Here is a 17,706-nt window from a genome sequence, read left to right as displayed (position 1 = left end):
CGCGTGCGCAAACCCCTCCGCCTGCTCCCGTTGTCGCTGTGCATCGCCATCGCCCTGCCCGCTTACGCGGCGGACGACAACGAGAACTGGGGCCTGTGCCCGATGATCGACGCGGTCCCGTCCTTCGACGACGCCCCCGCCCCGACCGGCACCGCCGATCAGCGCGCCGCGCACCCGACCGACATCGACGGCGGCACCCTGCAGCGCGGCGCCGACGAACAGAACATCGTGGTCCAGGACAACGTCCGGCTCAGCCGCGGCGACCAGTTCCTGGGCACCGACAAGCTCAGCTACAACCAGGAATCGGGCAAGTACACGGCCGAAGGCCACGTGCGCTACCAGGATTCCAGCATGCGCCTGGTGGCCGAGCACGCCGAGGGCGACCAGAACGCCGACCAGCACCGCATCGACGACGTCGAGTACCAGCTGACCTCGCGCCGCGGCAACGGCGGCGCCGAGCGGATCGACTTGAACGGCGCCAAGGGCGCGCTGCACGGCTCGACCTACTCCACCTGCGCGCCCAATCAGCGGGTGTGGGAGCTGCGCGCGCACCGGATCGACCTGGACACCGACAAGGGCATGGGCGTGGCCCGCAACGCCACCGTGCGGATCGGCAAGGTGCCGGTGCTGTACGTGCCGTGGCTGACCTTCCCGATCGACGACCGCCGCCGCACCGGCCTGCTGTACCCCAACATCGGCGTGTCGGGCAAGAACGGCTTCGACTGGCGCCAGCCGATCTACCTCAACCTGGCGCCCAACTACGACGCCACCCTGACCCCGCGCTACATGAGCAAGCGCGGCACGGTCCTGGGCGGCGAGTTCCGCTGGTTGTACGAAAACGGTTCGGGCGAGGTGTCCGGCAACTGGATGCCCACCGACGACCTGCCGCGCGACGATCCCGACCGCTACACCGATTACCGCCGCAATCAGCCGGATTTGTTCACCATCCCCAGAGATCGGATGCCGGACAAGAACCGCGGCGAGTTCGCGCTCAAGGCCACCCACCGCCTGGACGGCACCTGGTACGCCGGCGCCAACCTGGCCTGGGTCAGCGACAAGTACTACCTGCAGGATTTCAGCAACAACCTCTACGGCCAATCGGCGACCTCGCTGCGCAGCGAAGTCGGCCTGTACGGCCGCGGCCGTTACTGGGACGCCAGCATCATCGCCGACCACAACCAGTTGGCCGACTTCACCCTGCAGGAAAACGCGCTGGCCTACGACCGTCTGCCGCGCGCGACCTTCCACTGGGCCCAGCCTTTCAGCCAGTGGGTGGAAACCGGCGTCGACACCGAGGCGGTGCGGTTCCAGCACCAGGACGTGAAGTTCACCCCCGGCGACCCGGCGGCGCCTGCGGGATTGCGTCGCGAGATGCCCGGCGGCAGCCGCTTCGACATCAAGCCTTACGTCAGCTTCCCGCTGGAAGGCGCGGCGTGGTTCTTCCGGCCCAAGCTGGCCTGGCGCTACACCGCTTACGAACTGGACGGCGACCTTGCCCGCCAGGTGGCCAGCAAGCGCGCGTCCGGTTTCTACGAGACCGATAACCCGACCGAAGACCAGATCCGCTCGTTCTACAACAAGTCGCCGAGCCGCAGCCTGCCGATCACCTCGATCGACGCCGGCATGTACTTCGACCGCGAGACCGAAATCCGCGGCGACCGCTACCTGCACACCCTGGAACCGCGCGTGTTCTATCTGCGCGCGCCGTACCGCGACCAGGACGGCATCCCGCTGTTCGACACCAACCCGATGTCGTTCAGCTGGGGCGCGCTGTTCCGCGACAACCGCTATTCCGGCGCCGACCGCCAGACCGACGCCAACCAGCTCACCACCGCGCTGACCACCCGCCTGATCAACTCCGAGGACGGCCGCGAGCGGCTGTCGGCGAGCATCGGCCAGATCCAGTACTTCGACGACATCCGCGTGGTCGCTGGCGCCGAAACCCCGATCAAGCAGGGCAAGTCGGCCTGGGTCGCCGACGTCGGCGTCTCGCCCAGCGACCGCTGGACCATCAACGCCACCTACCAGTGGGATCCGCGCCTGCGCAGCGAAGACGTGGCCACCTTCCGCGCCCGTTACCTGTTCGGCAACGCCGGCGTGGTCAACTTCGCCTACCGCTACCGCCGCAACCTGGCCGCGGCGCTGGACGCCAAGCGCGAAGACCGCGACCAGTACGAGCAGGCCGACTTCTCCTTCCTGTACCCGATCAACAACAACTGGAGCGTGGTCGGCCGCTACTACTACTCGATCAAGGACCGGCGCCCGCTCGAGCAGATCGCCGGCGTGCAGTGGGAAAGCTGCTGTCTGGCGGTGCGCGCGATCGCCCGCCGCTACCTGCGCAACCGCTCCGAAGACCTCAACAGCTCCTTTCAGGTGGAGTTCGAACTCAAGGGTCTAGGCTCCGCCGGCCAGAACACGGAGCGCGTTTTGCGCCGTGCTATTCTCGGCTATAACCGCGACGACCTTTATCTGGCGCCGCCGTCTCCCACGGTCAGCCGCGAAAACCGCGGCAACGACGCCGACTCTGCCCTCGACCCGACCCTATGAACAAACGCTTCGCGAGCCCGCTGTTCGCTGGACTTCTCGCCGCCGGCCTGCTGCTCGGCAGCGCCTACGCTCAGGACGTCCAGCCGATCGACCGTATCGCCGCAGTGGTGGACGAGGACGTGATCCTCAAGACCGAGCTCGACCGCGCCGTGGCCAACATCCTGAGCCAGTACGCCGGCCGCAGCGAACAACTGCCGCCGCGCGACGTGCTCGAGCGCCAGGTGCTGGAGCGCCTGATCCTGCTCAAGATCCAGGTCGCCCAGGCTCAGGGCACCGGCGTGCGGGTCACCGATCAGGAAGTCGATCAGGCCATCAACGGCATCGCCCAGTCCAACAAGCTCAGCGTCGACGGTCTGCGCCAGCAGCTGGCCCGCGACGGCAGCTCCTTCGCCGATTTCCGCACCTCGATCCGCGATGAGCTGCTGGTCCAGCGCCTGCGCCAGCGCTTCGCCCAGACCCGGGTCTCGGTCAGCGACGCCGAAATCGACGCCGCGCTCAAGGCCCAGGCCAACACCGGCACCCAGTACCACCTCGCCCACATCCTGATCGCCCTGCCCGAAGGCGCCACGCCCGAGCAGATCGCCACCGCCCAGAAAAAGGTCGACGGCGTGAAGGCGCTGATCGCCAAGGGCGAGATGGACTTCAACGCCGCCGCGGTCCGCTACTCCGACAGCCCCAACGCGCTGGAAGGCGGCGACCTGGGCTGGCGCAGCCTGGACGAAATCCCGGCCGCGTTCGGCGAAATGATGAAGTCGATGAGCGCCGGCCAGGTCACCGACCCGATCCGCGGCCCCAGCGGCTTCCAGTTGCTCAAGCTGGTCGAGGTGCGCGACGCCTCCCAGTCGGCGCCGCAGATGGTCACCCAGTACCACGCCCGCCACATCCTGGTGCGCATCGGCGACACCGTCAGCGAAGCGCAGGCCAAGGCCAAGGCCGAGACCCTGCGCGCGCGCATCGCCGGCGGCGCCAAGTTCGAGGACGTGGTCAAGGAAAGCTCCGAGGATCTGGGCACCCAGACCAAGGGCGGCGATCTGGGCTGGTTCACCCAGGACGAATTCGGCCCCGACTTCGGCCGCGCGGTCGCCGCCCTGAGCGACGACCAGATCTCGCAGCCGATCCACACCACCGCCGGTTACCACATCGTCCAGCGGCTGGGCACGCGCCAGAGCGACGTGGCCGATCAGAGCAAGCGCGCCCAGGTCCAGGAGACCATCGGCCGGCGCAAGCTCGAGGAAGAGTGGAATCGCTTCCTGCGCGAGAAGCGCGGCGAAGCCTATGTCGACTTCCGCGTCGGCAAGGCCGCCGACGCCGCGCCCGGCACCGAAACCGCTCCCGCTCCGGCCAAACCGGCCGGCGGCTGAGATGACCCCGCCCCGGCTCGCGCTGGTGCCGGGCGAGCCGGCCGGCGTCGGGCCGGAGCTGTGCGTGCGGCTGCTGCAGCAGCCGCGCGATTACGACCTGATCGGTTTCGCCGATCCGCGCAGCCTGCGCGCCGCCGCCGACGCGCTCGGCCTGCCCCTGACCCTGCTGCCGCCCGATCGCCCGTCCCGGGCGCCCGGTGAGCTGGCCCTGGTCGAAATCCCCAATCCCGTCGCCCCGGCCTTCGGCACGCCCGAGCCGGCCAACGCCGCCGCGGTGATCCAGGCGCTGCTGGACGGCGCCCAGGGCTGCCTGGATGGGCGTTTCGACGGCCTGGTAACCGGGCCGGTGCACAAGGCCGTGATCAACGACGGCGGCATCGCCTACACCGGCACCACCGAGCTGCTGGCGCAACAGGCCGGGCGCGAGGTGGTGATGATGCTCGCCAACGACATCGTCCGGGTCGGCCTGGCCACCACCCACCTGCCGCTGCGCGAGGTCGCCGACGCGATCGAGCCGGCTTCGCTGAGCCGCACCCTGCGCACCGTCGAAGCCGCCTTGCGCCAGGATTTCGGCATCGCGCGCCCGCGCATCGCCGTCCTCGGCCTGAACCCGCATGCCGGCGAGGCCGGTCACCTGGGCCTGGAAGAAATCCAGGTGATCGAGCCGGTGCTGGCCGCCCTGCGCGGCGAGGGCCTGGAGCTGATCGGCCCGCTGCCGGCCGACACCGCCTTCCTGCCGGCCAAGCTGCGCGGCTTCGACGCGGTGCTGGCGATGTATCACGACCAGGGCCTGCCGGTGCTCAAGTACAGCGGCTTCGAACGCGCCGTCAACCTGACCCTGGGATTACCCTATCCGCGCGTGGCGGTCGATCACGGCACCGCGCTGGATCTGGCCGGGCGCGGCCTGGCCGACCCGTCCAGCCTGATCGCCGCCGCCCAAACCTGCGCGCATATCGCCCGCACCCGCCGCTCATCCGGAGCCACGCCATGACCGGCACCGCCAAGACCCACGCCAAGGGTTTCAAGCCCGAAGCCAAGAAACACCTGGGCCAGCACTTCCTGCACGACGCCGGGATCATCTCGATGATCGTCCACGCGGTCGACCCGCAACCGGGCGACCGGCTGGTCGAGATCGGCCCCGGCCAGGGCGCGATCACCTTCCCGCTGCTGGACCGCCACGGCGAGCTGACCGTGATCGAGTTCGACCGCGACCTGATCTTCCCGCTCACCGAGGGCGCGCGCGCTCACGGCACGCTGGAAGTGATCCATCGCGACGTATTGACCGTCGATTTCAGCGCCCTGGCGCACAACGGCGGGCCGATCCGGCTGGTCGGCAACCTGCCCTACAACCTGTCCTCGCCGATCCTGTTCCACGCCCTGGACCACGCCGGCTCGATCCGCGACATGCACTTCATGCTGCAGAAGGAAGTCGTCGACCGCATGGCCGCCGGCCCCGGCAGCAAGGTCTACGGCCGGCTCAGCGTGATGCTGCAGGCCTACTGCCAGGTGATCGCGCTGTTCGACGTGCCGCCGGCCGCGTTCCGGCCGCCGCCGAAGGTCGATTCGGCGGTGGTGCGGATGATTCCGCATCCGCCCGAGAAGATCGGCATCGCCGACCACGCCCTCTTCGCGCGCGTGGTCCGCGACGCCTTCGGCCAGCGCCGCAAGACCCTGCGCAACGCGCTTTCGCAAATCTGCGAAGGCGCCTCGATCCAGGCCGCGGGCCTGCGCCCGGACGCACGCGCCGAGCAGATCGAGGTCGCCGACTTCGTGCGGCTGAGCAATTGGCTCAAGGCCAACGGATCGATCGAACCGGAAGCGAACTGAGCCGACCGGCCGCGGCGCCCGAAGCCGCGGCCCGATCCGGCATCGTGCCGCGTTCCAGGCGGCCCGCGTTCCGCTCGCCGCCGCTGGCGGTCGCCGGGCCCGCGAACTGCGCCACCGCCGGCCCATTCCGCGATCGATTGCCCGTTCGCACCGCGCAATCCGTTATTTTCAAGACTCATTCCCGCTTCATCCCCGCTTTGCTTAAACTGCCGCCATGAACCGCTCGCCCGACTACGTCTTCGATATCGACGTCGCCACCCGTTACTTGGACGATCAATCCGAGCCGGAGCAGGACCGTTATGTCTTCGCCTACACCATCCACATCCGCAACGCCGGCAAGACTCCCGCGCGGCTGATCTCGCGCCACTGGGTCATCACCGACGCCAACGGCAAGGTGCAGGAAGTGCGCGGCGACGGCGTGGTCGGCGAACAACCCTGGCTGCGTCCGGGCGACGATTTCGAATACACCTCCGGCGCCGTGCTGGAAACCAGCCTGGGGACGATGGAAGGCAGCTATGCGATGGTGGCCGACGACGGGACCCAGTTCGACGCGCCGGTTCCGACCTTCACCCTGACCATCCCGCGTACCTTGCACTGAGCGCCGATACCGTATGAGCGTTTGGGCAATAGGCGACCTGCAAGGCTGTTACGACGCAACCCAGCGTCTGTTGGAACGAATCCGCTTCGACCCCGCGCAAGACCAGCTGTGGTTCTGCGGCGATCTGGTCAACCGCGGCGGGCAATCGCTGGAAACTCTGCGGCTGGTGCATTCGCTGCGCGAGTGCAGCGTGACCGTACTCGGCAATCACGACCTGTCGCTGCTGGCGATCGGCCAACGCACCGAGGAAGAGAAGCGCAAGGTCAATCCGGACTTGCAGCGCATCGTGCTGGCCGAAGACGGCCCGCAGCTTCTGGATTGGCTGCGCATGCAAAAGCTGGTCCACGCCGACCGCAAACTCGGCTGGATGATGGTCCACGCCGGCCTGGCGCCGAAGTGGACCACGGCCATGGCCGAGCGCCATGCGCGCGAGGTCGAGGAACGCCTGCACGGCGATCAATACCGCCGCTTGCTCAAGAACATGTACGGCGACCGCCCGGCCTGGAATCCCAAGCTGGCCGGCATCGACCGCCATCGCGCGATCATCAACATCTTCACCCGCCTGCGTTACTGCACGCCGCGCGGCCGGATCGCGTTCGAAGACAAGGGCAGCCCGGGCACGCAGCCGGTCGGCCTGTACCCGTGGTACGAAGTGCCCGGCCGCGCCGAGCGCGATCTGAAGATCGTGTGCGGGCATTGGTCGACGCTGGGTTTGTTCATCGGCCATGGCGTGCACGCGATCGACACCGGCGCGGTCTGGGGCGGCAAGCTCAGCGCGCTGCAACTGGACACCGACGAGCTGCGGCTGGTGCAAGTACCCGGCCGCGACGTGCCCGCGCAACCGCCACGGCCGCGGCCGCCGCGACCGCAACAACAACAGCAACAGCCGCAACGCCCGCCGCGTCCGGCGCCCTGAGGACAGGACATGCGCCACGGATGGCCGCGACTGGTTCGCACCCAGGTTATCGCGCTGACGCTCGCGGCGGCGGCGTGTTCGCGCGCGCCGCAGGAGCCTACGCAACCCTCGCCGGATGCGCGCGTTGCGCCGACGAACGCGGCGCAACCGGATGCGGCGCCTTCGCCGCCGCTGGTGGCCGCGGCGCGCGCGCAGATCGGGGTGACGCGTTACTACGATCCGGCGTACGTGCGGCTGGCCTATCCCGGCGGCGATGTCGCCATCGACCGTGGCGTTTGTACCGATGTGGTCATTCGCGCGTTGCGTACGCAGGGCATCGACCTGCAGCAGAGCGTGCACGAGGACATGCGCGCCAATTTCGCCAGTTACCCGACTACGTGGCGGGCGAGTTCGACCGACCGCAATATCGATCATCGTCGGGTGCCGAACTTGCGGCGTTGGTTCGAGCGACAGCGTTGGTCGTTGCCGGTCAGCGAGAGCGCCGACGACTATCGGCCCGGCGATCTGGTTACTTGGAATTTGCCCGGCAATCTGCCGCATATCGGCATCGTTTCGGATCGCAAATCGTGGGATCGGCGGCGGCCGCTGGTGTTGCACAACATCGCGCGCGGGACGCAGGAGGATGACGCGTTGTTCGATTACCCGATCACTGGACATTACCGGCCGGTGTTGACGCCGGCCGCGGCGGTGACCGGCCGATAGTCCGGTGAGCGACGAATCCCTCCAGTGCTCTCCCCCTTTGAAAAAGGGGGATTAAGGGGGATTTGCTTCAGATCGAAGCACAGCCACAAAGCAAATCCCCCGCGCTATCGAACCACCTGGCTTCTTGCCTGCGCCGGGCGCCCGCCCCCTTTTTCAAAGGGGGCGCCGGTTGACGCGCCGGACTCCTGAGCCATCACTCGGCGAACAACGAATCCCACCACCGCTCTCCCCCTTTGAAAAAGGGGGATTAAGGGGGATTTGCCTCAGATCGCCGCGTAACCGCAAAGCAAATCCCCCGCGCTATCGAGTCACCTGGCTTCTTGCTTACGCCGGGCGCTCGCCCCCTTTTTCAAAGGGGGCAACGATTTGCGCGCGGGCGCTCAGGCTTCCTCGCCGTGCAACTCAAAAGCGAACGCAAACAACCCCAAAATCCGCGCCGCCTCATCGCCCTGCGCCGAATCGCGCAAACGCACCTGCACCACCGTGCCGCGCGCCCCATCCTCGCGCACCGTCACCGACTGCGTCCCCACACCGCCATCGCGCAACGCTTCACCCAAGGCATCAGCGATCTCACGCTGCTTCAACGCCGGCTTGTAAATCTTCCCCACCGGCGTCAACGGCAACGCATCCAGCACATGGATCGCACGCGGCACCGCCGCGCGTTCGCCGATCTGTTCGCGCGCGAACGCCAACAACGCGCCTTCCTCGACGCGGGCGCCGGCCTGCAACTGCACATACGCCACCGGCACCTCGCCCGCATGCGCATCCGGCCGTCCCACGGCCGCCGCCATCGCCACCGCCGGATGCCGATGCAGTGGCGCTTCGATCGACGCCGGATCGATGTTGTGGCCGCCGCGAATGATCAAATCCTTGCGCCGCCCGGTCAGCCAGAAATAACCGTCCGCATCCTGCCGGCCCAGATCGCCGGTATTGAGCCACCGCAGACCATCGCCGCTGTCGATCCACACGTCCCGGTTCTGCGCCGGAATCTTGTAACCGGCGAACACATTGGGCCCGCTGACCACGACCGTACCGACTTCATCGACCGCGCAATCGCGCAGGTACGCGCCGGCCTCATCCAGCACCACCGCCTTCATCCGCTGCCCGGGCAAGCGCAAACCGATCGAGCCGATCCGGCGCTCGCCGAACGGCGGATTCAAACTGCTGACGCAAGTCGATTCGGTCAGTCCGTAGCCCTCCAGAATCTTCAGCCCGGTGCGCTCCTGAAACCCGCGGAACACTTCCACCGGCATCGGCGCCGCGCCGCACAGGCCGTATTCCAGCGACGACACGTCGCGGCCGGCGACCGGCACCTGCATCAACGCGGCGTACAAGGTCGGCACGCCGCTGAAGAAATGGATGCGGTGATGTTCGACCAGTTCCCAGAACCGCGGTACCACGCCTTCGCCGCGGTAGCCCTGCGGTGTGCCCAGGATCACGTGCGCGCCTTGCGAGAACGGCATCAGACCGGTCGCCATCGCCGCGTTGACGTGGAACAGCGGCAAGCCGCAGAACAGGTTCTTGTTCGAACTCAAGCCCTCGCCGAAAAACCGCGCCGCGCTCCAGGCGTTGGCGACTTCGTTGGCGTGCGTGCGCATCGCGATCTTGGGCAGGCCGGTGGTGCCGCCGGTGCAGAAATACGATGAGCGATCCGAGGCTTCGATAACCCGGCCGCTATCCAGGCGTTCGCCTTGGCGCGCGCGCAACGCGGCTTCGAAATCGTGGATCTCGATCCGCGCCGGCACCGCGCCGCGCAAGCCGCCCCAACCGTGCAGACGCCAGCGCTCGCGCCGGCCGAGCAGGCGCGCGGCGATTCGCTTGGGGCCATGCACGTGCCGGGCCAGATCGATCAACAACAGATGGCGCAGGCCGCTCGCCGCCGGCAAGGCCTTGCACACGCGCTGCCACAGATCCACGCCCGGGAACGGCGCCAAGGTCACCAGGATGCTGGCGCCGGCCTCGGCCAGCAGCGCGCCGATCGCTTCGGCGTCGAGCAAGGGATTGATCGCCATGACGATGCCCGCGGCCTCGCCGCCCCACAGCGTGAAATGGGTTTCGGGCAGATTCGGAAGCACGTAGGCGATCACCGAGTCGCGATCCGCGCCGAGCGCATGGAAGGCGTTGGCGCTGCGATGGATCTGGCGCAGAAGCTCGGCGTAGCTCCAGGATTCGGCGCGGGTGTGCTCGTCGGTGCGCAGGAAGAACGACAAGGCCGGCGCGGCGGGATCGATCGCCGCGCCGCGGGCGATCATCTCCAGCGTGCTCGCCGGCAATTCCGGCAAGCCCGTGCGTTCCAAGGCTTCGATATCGCGTAGAGACCCGACTCCGCTCATGCGCCGCCACCCCGTCGTGGGGGCGGCCGCGGGTTCGCGACCGCCCGTGTTCGCGCCACTGTGCCGCAATCGCCGCGGCCGGATCGCAACCGGCTTCAAGTTTCGCCGGGCGCGAGCGCCGCGGCGCTCAATCCATGCCGAGGCGGACGTAGTCGATGAATTCGAAGTCGAATTCGTTGCGCTCATCGGCCGCATGCGACTGGCGCGATTCCACTCGCCATTCGTCGCGGTCGAACCGCGGGAAGAACGCGTCGGCGTTTTCCACCTCGGTGTCGACCCGGGTCAGGTGCATGCGCGCGGCCGAAGCCAGGCACAGCGCGTAGATCTCGCCGCCGCCGATCACGCACAGCTCGTCGGCGCCCTCGGCCTGGGCCCGCTGCAATGCCTGTTCGGTCGAGCCCACCGCTTGCATGCCCACGAACGGCACTTCGCCGGAGCGGGTCAGCACCAGATTCAGGCGCCCGGGCAACGCGCGCCCCAGCGATTGCGCGGTCTTGCGGCCCATCAGCAGCGGCTTGCCCAGGGTCAGCGCCTTGAAGCGCTTGAGATCGTCCGACAAGCGCCAGGGCAGCGCGTTGTCGCGGCCGATGGCGTGGTTGCGGTCGAGCGCGGCGATGAGGACCAGGCGGGTCATGGGCGACTCCTTAAGCGACGGCGGCGGCGATCGGCGGTCTTGGTCCGGCTGGGCAAGCGGTTTTAACCGGACTGGTGGGAGCAAAGTCAAAATGGATTCCGGCTTTCGCCGGAATGACGGGGTGGTGATTGCCAGGCTCGACCGGAATGATGAGCGGCAACGAGCGCAGCTTTGTCGGCCGCCATCAATCGATTTGCTTGAGCGAATCCGACAAACGTCCACGCGTAGCGAAATCCCAGCTGCCACCGTATTCGACGTCGTCGAGCTTCCAGCGGCCGTCCTCGCGCAGCATCGTTACCCGGTCTTTCCAACGCGAGGTCTGCCCGCCTTCGGTGTAGCTGAACTCGATCTCCATCGTCTCGCGATCCGGACCCAACGCTTTGCGCTGGCCCAGCTCGAACTCGCTCGCGCCTTCGAACAAGCTGGTGAACAGATCGCCTTCGATGAAGGGCGGCTTCAGGTCCGGCTCCTGCGCGATCATCCGGTCGCGTTCGCGCGCGGCCGGCCCCATCAACGCGAGCAAGCGCTTGGACAGCATCGGCCGATAGCGCGCCAGGTCTTCGCCGACCGGCAAGCCGCTGGCCCTGAGCTGCAGGTGCATCCGATAGAACGCCCGCGCCGCTTCGGCGGCGCTGTCGCCGGCCGGGGGAGGCTCGGCGACCGCTTCGGCGCGTACGCCCGGTTCGGCCGGCGGAGGCGTCGGCAACGATGCCGGCGCGGTTTGCGCCGCGGCCTCGGTGGCGGCGATCTGCGGCGCGGTCGCGAGCTCCTGGTCCGGGCGCATGCATGCGCTCAGACCCAACGCCAGCGCCACGACCCAGCATACGCGCGAGATCGAACGTACCGACGTCATCGCACCGGCCTCAAACCGCCACCGGCGCCTTGATCGCCGGCAAGGGGTCGTAGCCTTCGATGGCGATGTCCTCGAAGCTGAAACCGAAGATGTCCTTCACCTGCGGATTGAGCTTCAGCGTCGGCAGCGCGCGCGGCGTCCGGACAAGTTGCTCGCGCGCTTGCTCGTAGTGATTCGAGTACAGATGCGCATCGCCCAGGGTATGCACGAAATCGCCGACGCCCAGGCCGCAGACCTGCGCCACCATGTGGGTCAGCAGCGCGTAGCTGGCGATGTTGAACGGCACGCCGAGGAAGATGTCGCCGCTGCGCTGATACAACTGGCAGCTGAGCTTGCCGTCGGCGACGTAGAACTGAAACATCGTATGGCAGGGCATCAGCGCCATCTGCGGCAGATCGGCCACGTTCCAGGCGCTGACGATCAATCGGCGCGAATCGGGATTGCGCTTGATCTCATCGATCACCCAGCGGATCTGATCGATCTCCACGCCGTCCGCGCCGGCCCAACGGCGCCATTGCTTGCCGTAGACCGGGCCGAGTTCGCCGGCATCGTCGGCCCATTCGTCCCAGATGCTGACCTTGTGGTCCTTGAGGTAGGCGATGTTGGTTTCGCCCTTCAAGAACCACAGCAGCTCATGCACGATCGAACGCAGGTGCAGCTTCTTGGTGGTGACCAGCGGGAATCCCGCGTTCAAGTCGAAGCGCAGCTGCCAGCCGAACACACTGCGGGTGCCGGTGCCGGTGCGGTCGGATTTTTCCGTGCCGCGTTCGAGCACATGACGGAGCAGGTCGAGGTATTGCTGCATGGCTCAGCCCTTCGCCGGCGCGGAAGCGGGCGGATTGTCGGCGCTCGGCGGCTGCGGTTGCAGGGTCGGCGAACGGGTCGACAGCCACAGCCAGAACAGGCCCAGCAGGATCAGCGGCGTGCTCAGCACCTGGCCCATGGTCAGCCAGCCGAAGGCCAGATAACCGTGATCGCCGATCTGCGCATCGGGCACGCGCACGAACTCGACCAGGAAGCGGAAGCAGCCGTACAACAGCGCGAACATGCCCGAGACCGCATAACGCGGCCGCGGCTTGCTGGAGAACCACCACAGCACCACGAACATGACCAGCCCTTCCAGCGCCGCCTGATACAGCTGCGAGGGATGGCGCGCGTAACGATCCAGCGCGCCGGCGGCGAACTGGGCCTGCAGTTGCTCGGTGCTCCAATTGGCGAAGTCCGGCGCGCGCGGGAAGATCACGCCCCAGCCGCCGCCGGTGTACTTGCCCCACAACTCGCCGCCGATGTAATTGCCCAGGCGGCCGAAGCCCAGGCCCGGCGGCACCAGCGGGGCGACGAAATCCATCACGTCGAAGAAGTGGGTGCGGTGGCTGCGCGCCCACCACCAGGCCGCGCCCATCACCCCGAGCAGGCCGCCGTGGAAGCTCATGCCGCCTTCCCAGATCCGGAACAGCATCAGCGGATCTTTGAGCAACTCGGAGAAGTTGTAGAAAAACACATAGCCGATGCGGCCGCCGAGCACCACGCCGAGCATGGAAAAGAACAGCAAGTCGCCGTAGGCCTGCTCGTTGACGCCGGGCAGGCGGCCGGCGCGCACGCGCTGCCGGCCCAGCCACCACGCGGCGACGAAGCCGAGCAGGTACATGATCCCGTACCAATGGATTTGCAGCGGGCCGAGATGGAGCGCGATCGGATCGATCTGATGCAGGATGGTCATGCGGCGGGACGGCTCGGGGGCGGATGACCGTCTTATTGTGCCCCAGGCCGCCCCCAGCGGGGGTGCCGGTTGCGGCCGCTGGGGGGCGGCGGACGCTGTGTTTCAGCGGGGGTTGCGATGGGGTGTGGTCGGGCTGCGGCGGGTGGGTGGCGGCGGGCTTGGCTGGGGGCGGTTTGTTGGCTTTGCTCAGCGGCCACGAACAAACCGCACAACTAACCGCCCGTTGTTTGCGCCGCTTACCGCCCGCCATTCGCGCCTCTTACCGCCCGTCATACGCGCACCCCACGTCCCGTCATTCCGGCGAAAGCCGGAATCCATTTTGACTTTGCTCCTCTATCGGGCGAGGCCGGGCTGTTTTGGCGGCGGCTTTAAGCTGGAAGGCAAAGGCAAAATCAAAATGGATTCCGGCTTTCGCCGGAATGACGGCGTGGTGGGGTTCGGCTTTCGCCGGAATGACGGGTGGATGGTTTCGGCTTTTGCGGAATCGCGAAGAGCCAGCGCCGCGCTTCGATCAGCGACCGATCACAGCCGCACCGGCCTGTCGGCCAGCTCATTGCCCTCGCCCGCCGTGCCGCCGGCGCGCGGGAATTGTTCGGCGATGATCTCCGACAACGCCGCGATCCCGCCCAACACCGCCGCTTCGGCCTCGCCCGCCGCCAGCGCCTGCTGGATGCCTTCGCACACCGCCTGCCAGCGTTCGTCGCCGATGCGCGCGGCATAGCCGCGGTCGGCGACGATCTCGATGCGGTGATCGGCCAGCAGCAAATACAGCAACACCCCGTTATTGCCGGCGGTGTCCCAAACCCCGAGTTGGGCGAACGCCGACAGCGCGGCGGTGCGCGCGTCGCGGCCGTCCAGCAATTCGCGCAGGCTCAGGCGCGATTCGACCGCGAAGCACAACTGGCCGCGATGACGCGCCTCGCCCGCGGCGATCGCCGCGCCGATGCGTTGCAGGCTCGCCTCGGGAAACAGCCGTCGCGAGGACGGCGCGAACAAATGCCGCAGCAGCCGCATCACCAACTCCCCGAGGCGCCGCCGCCTCCGCTGGAACCGCCACCGCCCGACCAGCCGCCGCCTCCACCACCACCGCCCCAACCGCCTCCGCCGCCGTAGCTGCCGCCGCCACCGCCGACGTACACGCCGCCGGCCCGGCCGAATATCGCGAACAGCAGACCCACCACCGCGGCCAGCCCGATCGAAAACCAGCTCAGCGAGATCAACCAGGCGATGCCGCCGATCGCCGCGCCGGCGATCGCGCCGCGCACCAACCCGGGCACCCGCCCGAGCAGCGCGCGCACGAAGCCGCCGCCCATCACCGCCAGGAACAAGGCCACCACCCAATCCTCGCCGGCGAAACCGCGCGCGGCGGCCTGCGGACCGGCCAGCGGCGCCGGCAGCGGCTCGCCGTCGATCAGCTTGACCAGCATCGCGCTGCCCTCGCTCAAGCCGCCGGCGTAATCGCCGACCCGAAACCGCGGCGCGATGTATTCCTGGATGATGCGTCCGGCCTGGGCATCGGTGATCGCGCCCTCCAGGCCGTAACCGACTTCGATGCGCACGCGCCGGTCGTCCTTGGCCACCACCAGCAGCACGCCGTCGTCGACGCCTTTGCGGCCGAGTTTGAATTGTTCGAACGCGCGCACCGCATACGGCTCGATTTCATCCGGGCGAGTGGTGGAGACCATCAGGATCTGCAACTGCGCGCCCTTGCGCTGGGCCAGCGCGCGCGCCTGCGCATCCAGGCCGGCGCGGGCGTTGGCGTCGAGCGTGCCGGTGGTATCGACCACCGGCGAATCCAGCGGCGGAATCTTCGCTTCGCCCAACGCGGTGTCGGCGACCGCGCTCGGCGCCGAGCTGTCGGGCGGCGATTGCAGCGGTTGCGCGCCGTTCTGCGCGAACGCCGGCGTGACCGACAACCCCAACGCCAGCACGGCCGCGCACACGCCGGTCAGACACCGACGCAAGCGGCATCCCACGGTCGACGGCGGTGCCGGGATCGCCGGCATCTGCGCGCGATCAGCCCTGCGCCGGTGCCGGTGCCGGCGGATTGGCCGGCGCCGGTTGCGCGGGCTGGCCGAAATCGACCTTCGGCGCTTCCTGGATCTGGGCCGGATTTTCCACGGTGAAGTTCGGCTTGACCGCGTAACCGAACATCTTCGCGGTCAGGTTGGTCGGAAACTTGCGGATGAAGGTGTTGTAGTCCTGGACCGTGCCGATGTAGCGCTGGCGCTCGACGGTGATCCGGTTCTCGGTGCCTTCCAGCTGCGTCTGCAGGCTCAGGAAGCTCTGATCGGCCTTGAGCTGCGGATAGTTTTCGCTGACCACCAGCAAACGGCCGATCGCGCCGCGCAACTCGCCCTGGGCCTGCTCGAACTGCTGCAGCGAAGCCGGATCGTTGGCGTTGACGTTGATGCTGCCGACCTTGGCGCGCGCCTCGGTCACCTGGGTCAGCACCTGCTGTTCGTGACTGGCGTAGCCCTTCACCGTCGCGACCAGATTGGGCACCAGATCGGCGCGGCGCTTGTAGACGTTGAGCACCTGCGACCAGGCCGCGGTCACCGCTTCGTCTTTCTGCTGGATGGTGTTGTAGCCGCAGCCGCTGAGCAGCGCGGTCAGGGCAAGCACGATCAGGGCACGGAACATGGCGCGGCACTCCCACGGGATGACGGCGGCATTGCAGCACCGGCCCTATCCAGGGCGCGTGACGACGGCGTCCGTCGTGCCGGGCGCGGGACAACAAAAAGGCCGGCGATCGCTCGCCGGCCTTTCAAGAATGCAACGCCTGGGCGGCGGCTTACTCGACGGTCACCCGCCGCAGCGCGCGCTTCTTCGCCCACAGGTTCAGGCATTCCACCAGCGCCGAGAAACCCATCGCGCCGTAGATGTAGCCCTTGGGAATATGAATTTCCACGCCGTCGGCGATCAGATAGATGCCGACCAGCACGATGAACGCCAGCGCCAGCATCTTGATGGTCGGGTTGTTGTCGATGAAGTGGCCCAGCGGCTTGGCCGCCAGCAGCATCACGCCCACCGCCAACAGGATCGCGGCGACCATCACCGGGGTGTGGTTGGCCATGCCGACCGCGGCGATCACCGAGTCCAGCGAGAACACGATGTCGATCACCGCGATCTGCGCGATCACCATCATGAAAGACGCCGCCGGCTTGGTGTGCACGTCGTCGGAATCTTCCTCGCCGGCGATCAGGTCCTTGATCTCCATCGAGCCCTTCACCAGCAAGAACGCGCCGCCCAGGATCAGCACCAGATCGCGCACCGAAATGCCCTGGCCGAGCACGGTGAACAGATCGCTGGTCAGACCGGCCAGCCACGCCAGGGTCAGCAGCAGCGCGATACGGGTGATGCAGGCCACCGCGATGCCGAACTTGCGCGCTTTTTCGCGCTGATCGAACGGCAGCTTGCTGACCGCGATCGAGATGAACACCAGATTGTCGATGCCCAGCACGATTTCGATCGCGCTCAGGGTAATCAGGGTGATCCAGACCTGCGGATCGGCGAGTAGGGATATCACGTCAGTCACGTACGGCTTACCTCAAGATGGATAACGAGCGCCGGCACCGGCAGTGCGGGCGGTTCGGACCGCCGCGGCGGCGGCCCGGATCGAGCGGCGCCGGGCGCCGCTCTTGGATGGACGATGCGACTGTCTGCCGCACTCAGCCCATCAGGCGTTGCCACAGGCGCGGGCCGAGAATCGCGGCCCACACCAACAGCACATTCATCAACAGCACGAACACCGCCGCCGAGCCCATGTCCTTGGCCCGGCCGGCCAACTCGTGGAATTCCGGGCCGTAACGCTCGATCACCGCCTCGACCGCGGAATTGAGCAATTCCACACTCAGCACCAGCAGGATCGAGCCGATCAGCAGCGCGCGTTCGACCCCGGTGGCGCCGAAGTACCAGCCCACCGGCGCCAGCACCAGGAACAGATAGACCTCCAGCCGGAACGAGGACTCGTGCAGCCAGGCCGCGCGCAGGCCCTGGAAGGACCAGGTCGCCGCCTTGAGGATGCGGCCGGGGCCGCGCGGCAGATGCCCGTATTCGTCAGCCATGCCGGCGCACCGTGGTCAGGGCGGAAGCCGCGGCGACGCGGCGCGCGGTCGGGGACGACGGGGAGGTCGGCATGGGCTGGCGTTCTCGATCCGGAGGCCGGGGCTGGCCGGGCGACGACGGCCGGCGGCCGCCACAAGCCGGTGATTT

Annotated in this window: 17 protein-coding genes; 7 read left to right on the top strand and 10 right to left on the bottom strand. The window is 67.7% G+C overall.

What is annotated here, in order from left to right:
- Positions 1-3: 3 nt before the first annotated feature.
- The 7 genes from lptD (at position 4) to V7787_RS42615 (ending at position 7,951) form a co-directional block, all read left to right on the top strand.
- Positions 4-2,547 (top strand): LPS assembly protein LptD, encoded by a 2,544-nt coding sequence (gene lptD / locus V7787_RS42645; protein ID WP_336093668.1) that lies wholly within the window; start codon positions 4-6, stop codon positions 2,545-2,547.
- Positions 2,544-3,908: a peptidylprolyl isomerase gene (locus V7787_RS42640; protein WP_336093666.1), complete on the top strand. Its 1,365-nt coding sequence runs from the start codon at positions 2,544-2,546 to the stop codon at positions 3,906-3,908. The genes lptD and V7787_RS42640 overlap by 4 nt, the downstream gene beginning before the upstream one ends.
- 1 nt (position 3,909) lies before the next feature.
- Positions 3,910-4,899 carry a 4-hydroxythreonine-4-phosphate dehydrogenase PdxA gene (gene pdxA / locus V7787_RS42635; protein WP_336093665.1) on the top strand — a complete coding sequence of 330 codons (990 nt, stop codon included), beginning with the start codon at positions 3,910-3,912 and terminating at the stop codon, positions 4,897-4,899.
- The gene (rsmA, locus tag V7787_RS42630) at positions 4,896-5,735 is read left to right on the top strand and encodes a 16S rRNA (adenine(1518)-N(6)/adenine(1519)-N(6))-dimethyltransferase RsmA (RefSeq protein WP_336093664.1); all 840 of its coding nucleotides are present in this window, start codon (positions 4,896-4,898) and stop codon (positions 5,733-5,735) included. The genes pdxA and rsmA overlap by 4 nt, the downstream gene beginning before the upstream one ends.
- Positions 5,736-5,949: 214 nt before the next feature.
- Positions 5,950-6,333, top strand: a complete 384-nt coding sequence (gene apaG, locus V7787_RS42625) for a Co2+/Mg2+ efflux protein ApaG (RefSeq protein WP_336093663.1) — start codon at positions 5,950-5,952, stop codon at positions 6,331-6,333.
- A gap of 13 nt (positions 6,334-6,346) precedes the next feature.
- Positions 6,347-7,249 (top strand): symmetrical bis(5'-nucleosyl)-tetraphosphatase, encoded by a 903-nt coding sequence (locus V7787_RS42620; protein ID WP_336093662.1) that lies wholly within the window; start codon positions 6,347-6,349, stop codon positions 7,247-7,249.
- 9 nt (positions 7,250-7,258) lie between these two features.
- The gene (locus V7787_RS42615) at positions 7,259-7,951 is read left to right on the top strand and encodes a DUF1287 domain-containing protein (protein WP_336093660.1); all 693 of its coding nucleotides are present in this window, start codon (positions 7,259-7,261) and stop codon (positions 7,949-7,951) included.
- Between the two features lie 380 nt (positions 7,952-8,331).
- Here the strand turns inward: V7787_RS42615 and V7787_RS42610 are convergent, their stop codons facing one another.
- From V7787_RS42610 to V7787_RS42565, 10 genes are all read right to left on the bottom strand, one after another.
- Positions 8,332-10,284 (bottom strand): acyl-CoA synthetase, encoded by a 1,953-nt coding sequence (locus tag V7787_RS42610; RefSeq protein WP_336093658.1) that lies wholly within the window; start codon positions 10,282-10,284, stop codon positions 8,332-8,334.
- Between the two features lie 127 nt (positions 10,285-10,411).
- Positions 10,412-10,918 carry a dihydrofolate reductase gene (locus V7787_RS42605; RefSeq protein ID WP_336093655.1) on the bottom strand — a complete coding sequence of 169 codons (507 nt, stop codon included), beginning with the start codon at positions 10,916-10,918 and terminating at the stop codon, positions 10,412-10,414.
- A gap of 184 nt (positions 10,919-11,102) precedes the next feature.
- Positions 11,103-11,771, bottom strand: coding sequence for a hypothetical protein (locus tag V7787_RS42600; protein ID WP_336093654.1), 669 nt, complete (start codon positions 11,769-11,771; stop codon positions 11,103-11,105).
- A 10-nt stretch (positions 11,772-11,781) separates the two neighbouring features.
- Positions 11,782-12,576, bottom strand: coding sequence for a thymidylate synthase (locus V7787_RS42595; RefSeq protein ID WP_336093653.1), 795 nt, complete (start codon positions 12,574-12,576; stop codon positions 11,782-11,784).
- A 3-nt stretch (positions 12,577-12,579) separates the two neighbouring features.
- Entirely contained in the window at positions 12,580-13,491 is a 912-nt protein-coding gene (gene lgt, locus V7787_RS42590; RefSeq protein ID WP_336093652.1) for a prolipoprotein diacylglyceryl transferase, read from the bottom strand.
- A gap of 522 nt (positions 13,492-14,013) precedes the next feature.
- On the bottom strand, positions 14,014-14,505 hold the full coding sequence (locus tag V7787_RS42585) for a TPM domain-containing protein (RefSeq protein WP_336093651.1): 492 nt from the start codon (positions 14,503-14,505) through the stop codon (positions 14,014-14,016).
- On the bottom strand, positions 14,505-15,455 hold the full coding sequence (locus V7787_RS53220) for a TPM domain-containing protein (protein WP_442965358.1): 951 nt from the start codon (positions 15,453-15,455) through the stop codon (positions 14,505-14,507). The genes V7787_RS42585 and V7787_RS53220 overlap by 1 nt, the downstream gene beginning before the upstream one ends.
- Before the next feature lie 52 nt (positions 15,456-15,507).
- Positions 15,508-16,134, bottom strand: coding sequence for a LemA family protein (locus tag V7787_RS42575; protein WP_336093650.1), 627 nt, complete (start codon positions 16,132-16,134; stop codon positions 15,508-15,510).
- 151 nt (positions 16,135-16,285) lie between these two features.
- The gene (locus V7787_RS42570) at positions 16,286-17,017 is read right to left on the bottom strand and encodes a TerC family protein (protein WP_442965359.1); all 732 of its coding nucleotides are present in this window, start codon (positions 17,015-17,017) and stop codon (positions 16,286-16,288) included.
- A gap of 145 nt (positions 17,018-17,162) precedes the next feature.
- Entirely contained in the window at positions 17,163-17,558 is a 396-nt protein-coding gene (locus V7787_RS42565; RefSeq protein ID WP_336093648.1) for a diacylglycerol kinase, read from the bottom strand.
- Positions 17,559-17,706: the final 148 nt, after the last annotated feature.

This window comes from Pseudomonas sp. CGJS7 (assembly GCF_036961695.1).
Note: the sequence above shows the minus strand (reverse complement) of the source record. Positions and strands in the feature narration are given on the sequence as shown.

Coding starts and splice junctions, on each gene's coding strand:
- V7787_RS42615 (WP_336093660.1), top strand. CDS start 7,259: ATGCGCCACGGATGGCCGCGACTGGTTCGCACCCAGGTTATCGCGCTG.
- rsmA (WP_336093664.1), top strand. CDS start 4,896: ATGACCGGCACCGCCAAGACCCACGCCAAGGGTTTCAAGCCCGAAGCC.
- V7787_RS42640 (WP_336093666.1), top strand. CDS start 2,544: ATGAACAAACGCTTCGCGAGCCCGCTGTTCGCTGGACTTCTCGCCGCC.
- V7787_RS42595 (WP_336093653.1), bottom strand. CDS start 12,576: ATGCAGCAATACCTCGACCTGCTCCGTCATGTGCTCGAACGCGGCACG.
- V7787_RS42585 (WP_336093651.1), bottom strand. CDS start 14,505: ATGCGGCTGCTGCGGCATTTGTTCGCGCCGTCCTCGCGACGGCTGTTT.
- apaG (WP_336093663.1), top strand. CDS start 5,950: ATGAACCGCTCGCCCGACTACGTCTTCGATATCGACGTCGCCACCCGT.
- V7787_RS42605 (WP_336093655.1), bottom strand. CDS start 10,918: ATGACCCGCCTGGTCCTCATCGCCGCGCTCGACCGCAACCACGCCATC.
- V7787_RS42575 (WP_336093650.1), bottom strand. CDS start 16,134: ATGTTCCGTGCCCTGATCGTGCTTGCCCTGACCGCGCTGCTCAGCGGC.
- V7787_RS42620 (WP_336093662.1), top strand. CDS start 6,347: ATGAGCGTTTGGGCAATAGGCGACCTGCAAGGCTGTTACGACGCAACC.
- V7787_RS42600 (WP_336093654.1), bottom strand. CDS start 11,771: ATGACGTCGGTACGTTCGATCTCGCGCGTATGCTGGGTCGTGGCGCTG.
- V7787_RS42610 (WP_336093658.1), bottom strand. CDS start 10,284: ATGAGCGGAGTCGGGTCTCTACGCGATATCGAAGCCTTGGAACGCACG.
- V7787_RS42565 (WP_336093648.1), bottom strand. CDS start 17,558: ATGGCTGACGAATACGGGCATCTGCCGCGCGGCCCCGGCCGCATCCTC.
- pdxA (WP_336093665.1), top strand. CDS start 3,910: ATGACCCCGCCCCGGCTCGCGCTGGTGCCGGGCGAGCCGGCCGGCGTC.
- lgt (WP_336093652.1), bottom strand. CDS start 13,491: ATGACCATCCTGCATCAGATCGATCCGATCGCGCTCCATCTCGGCCCG.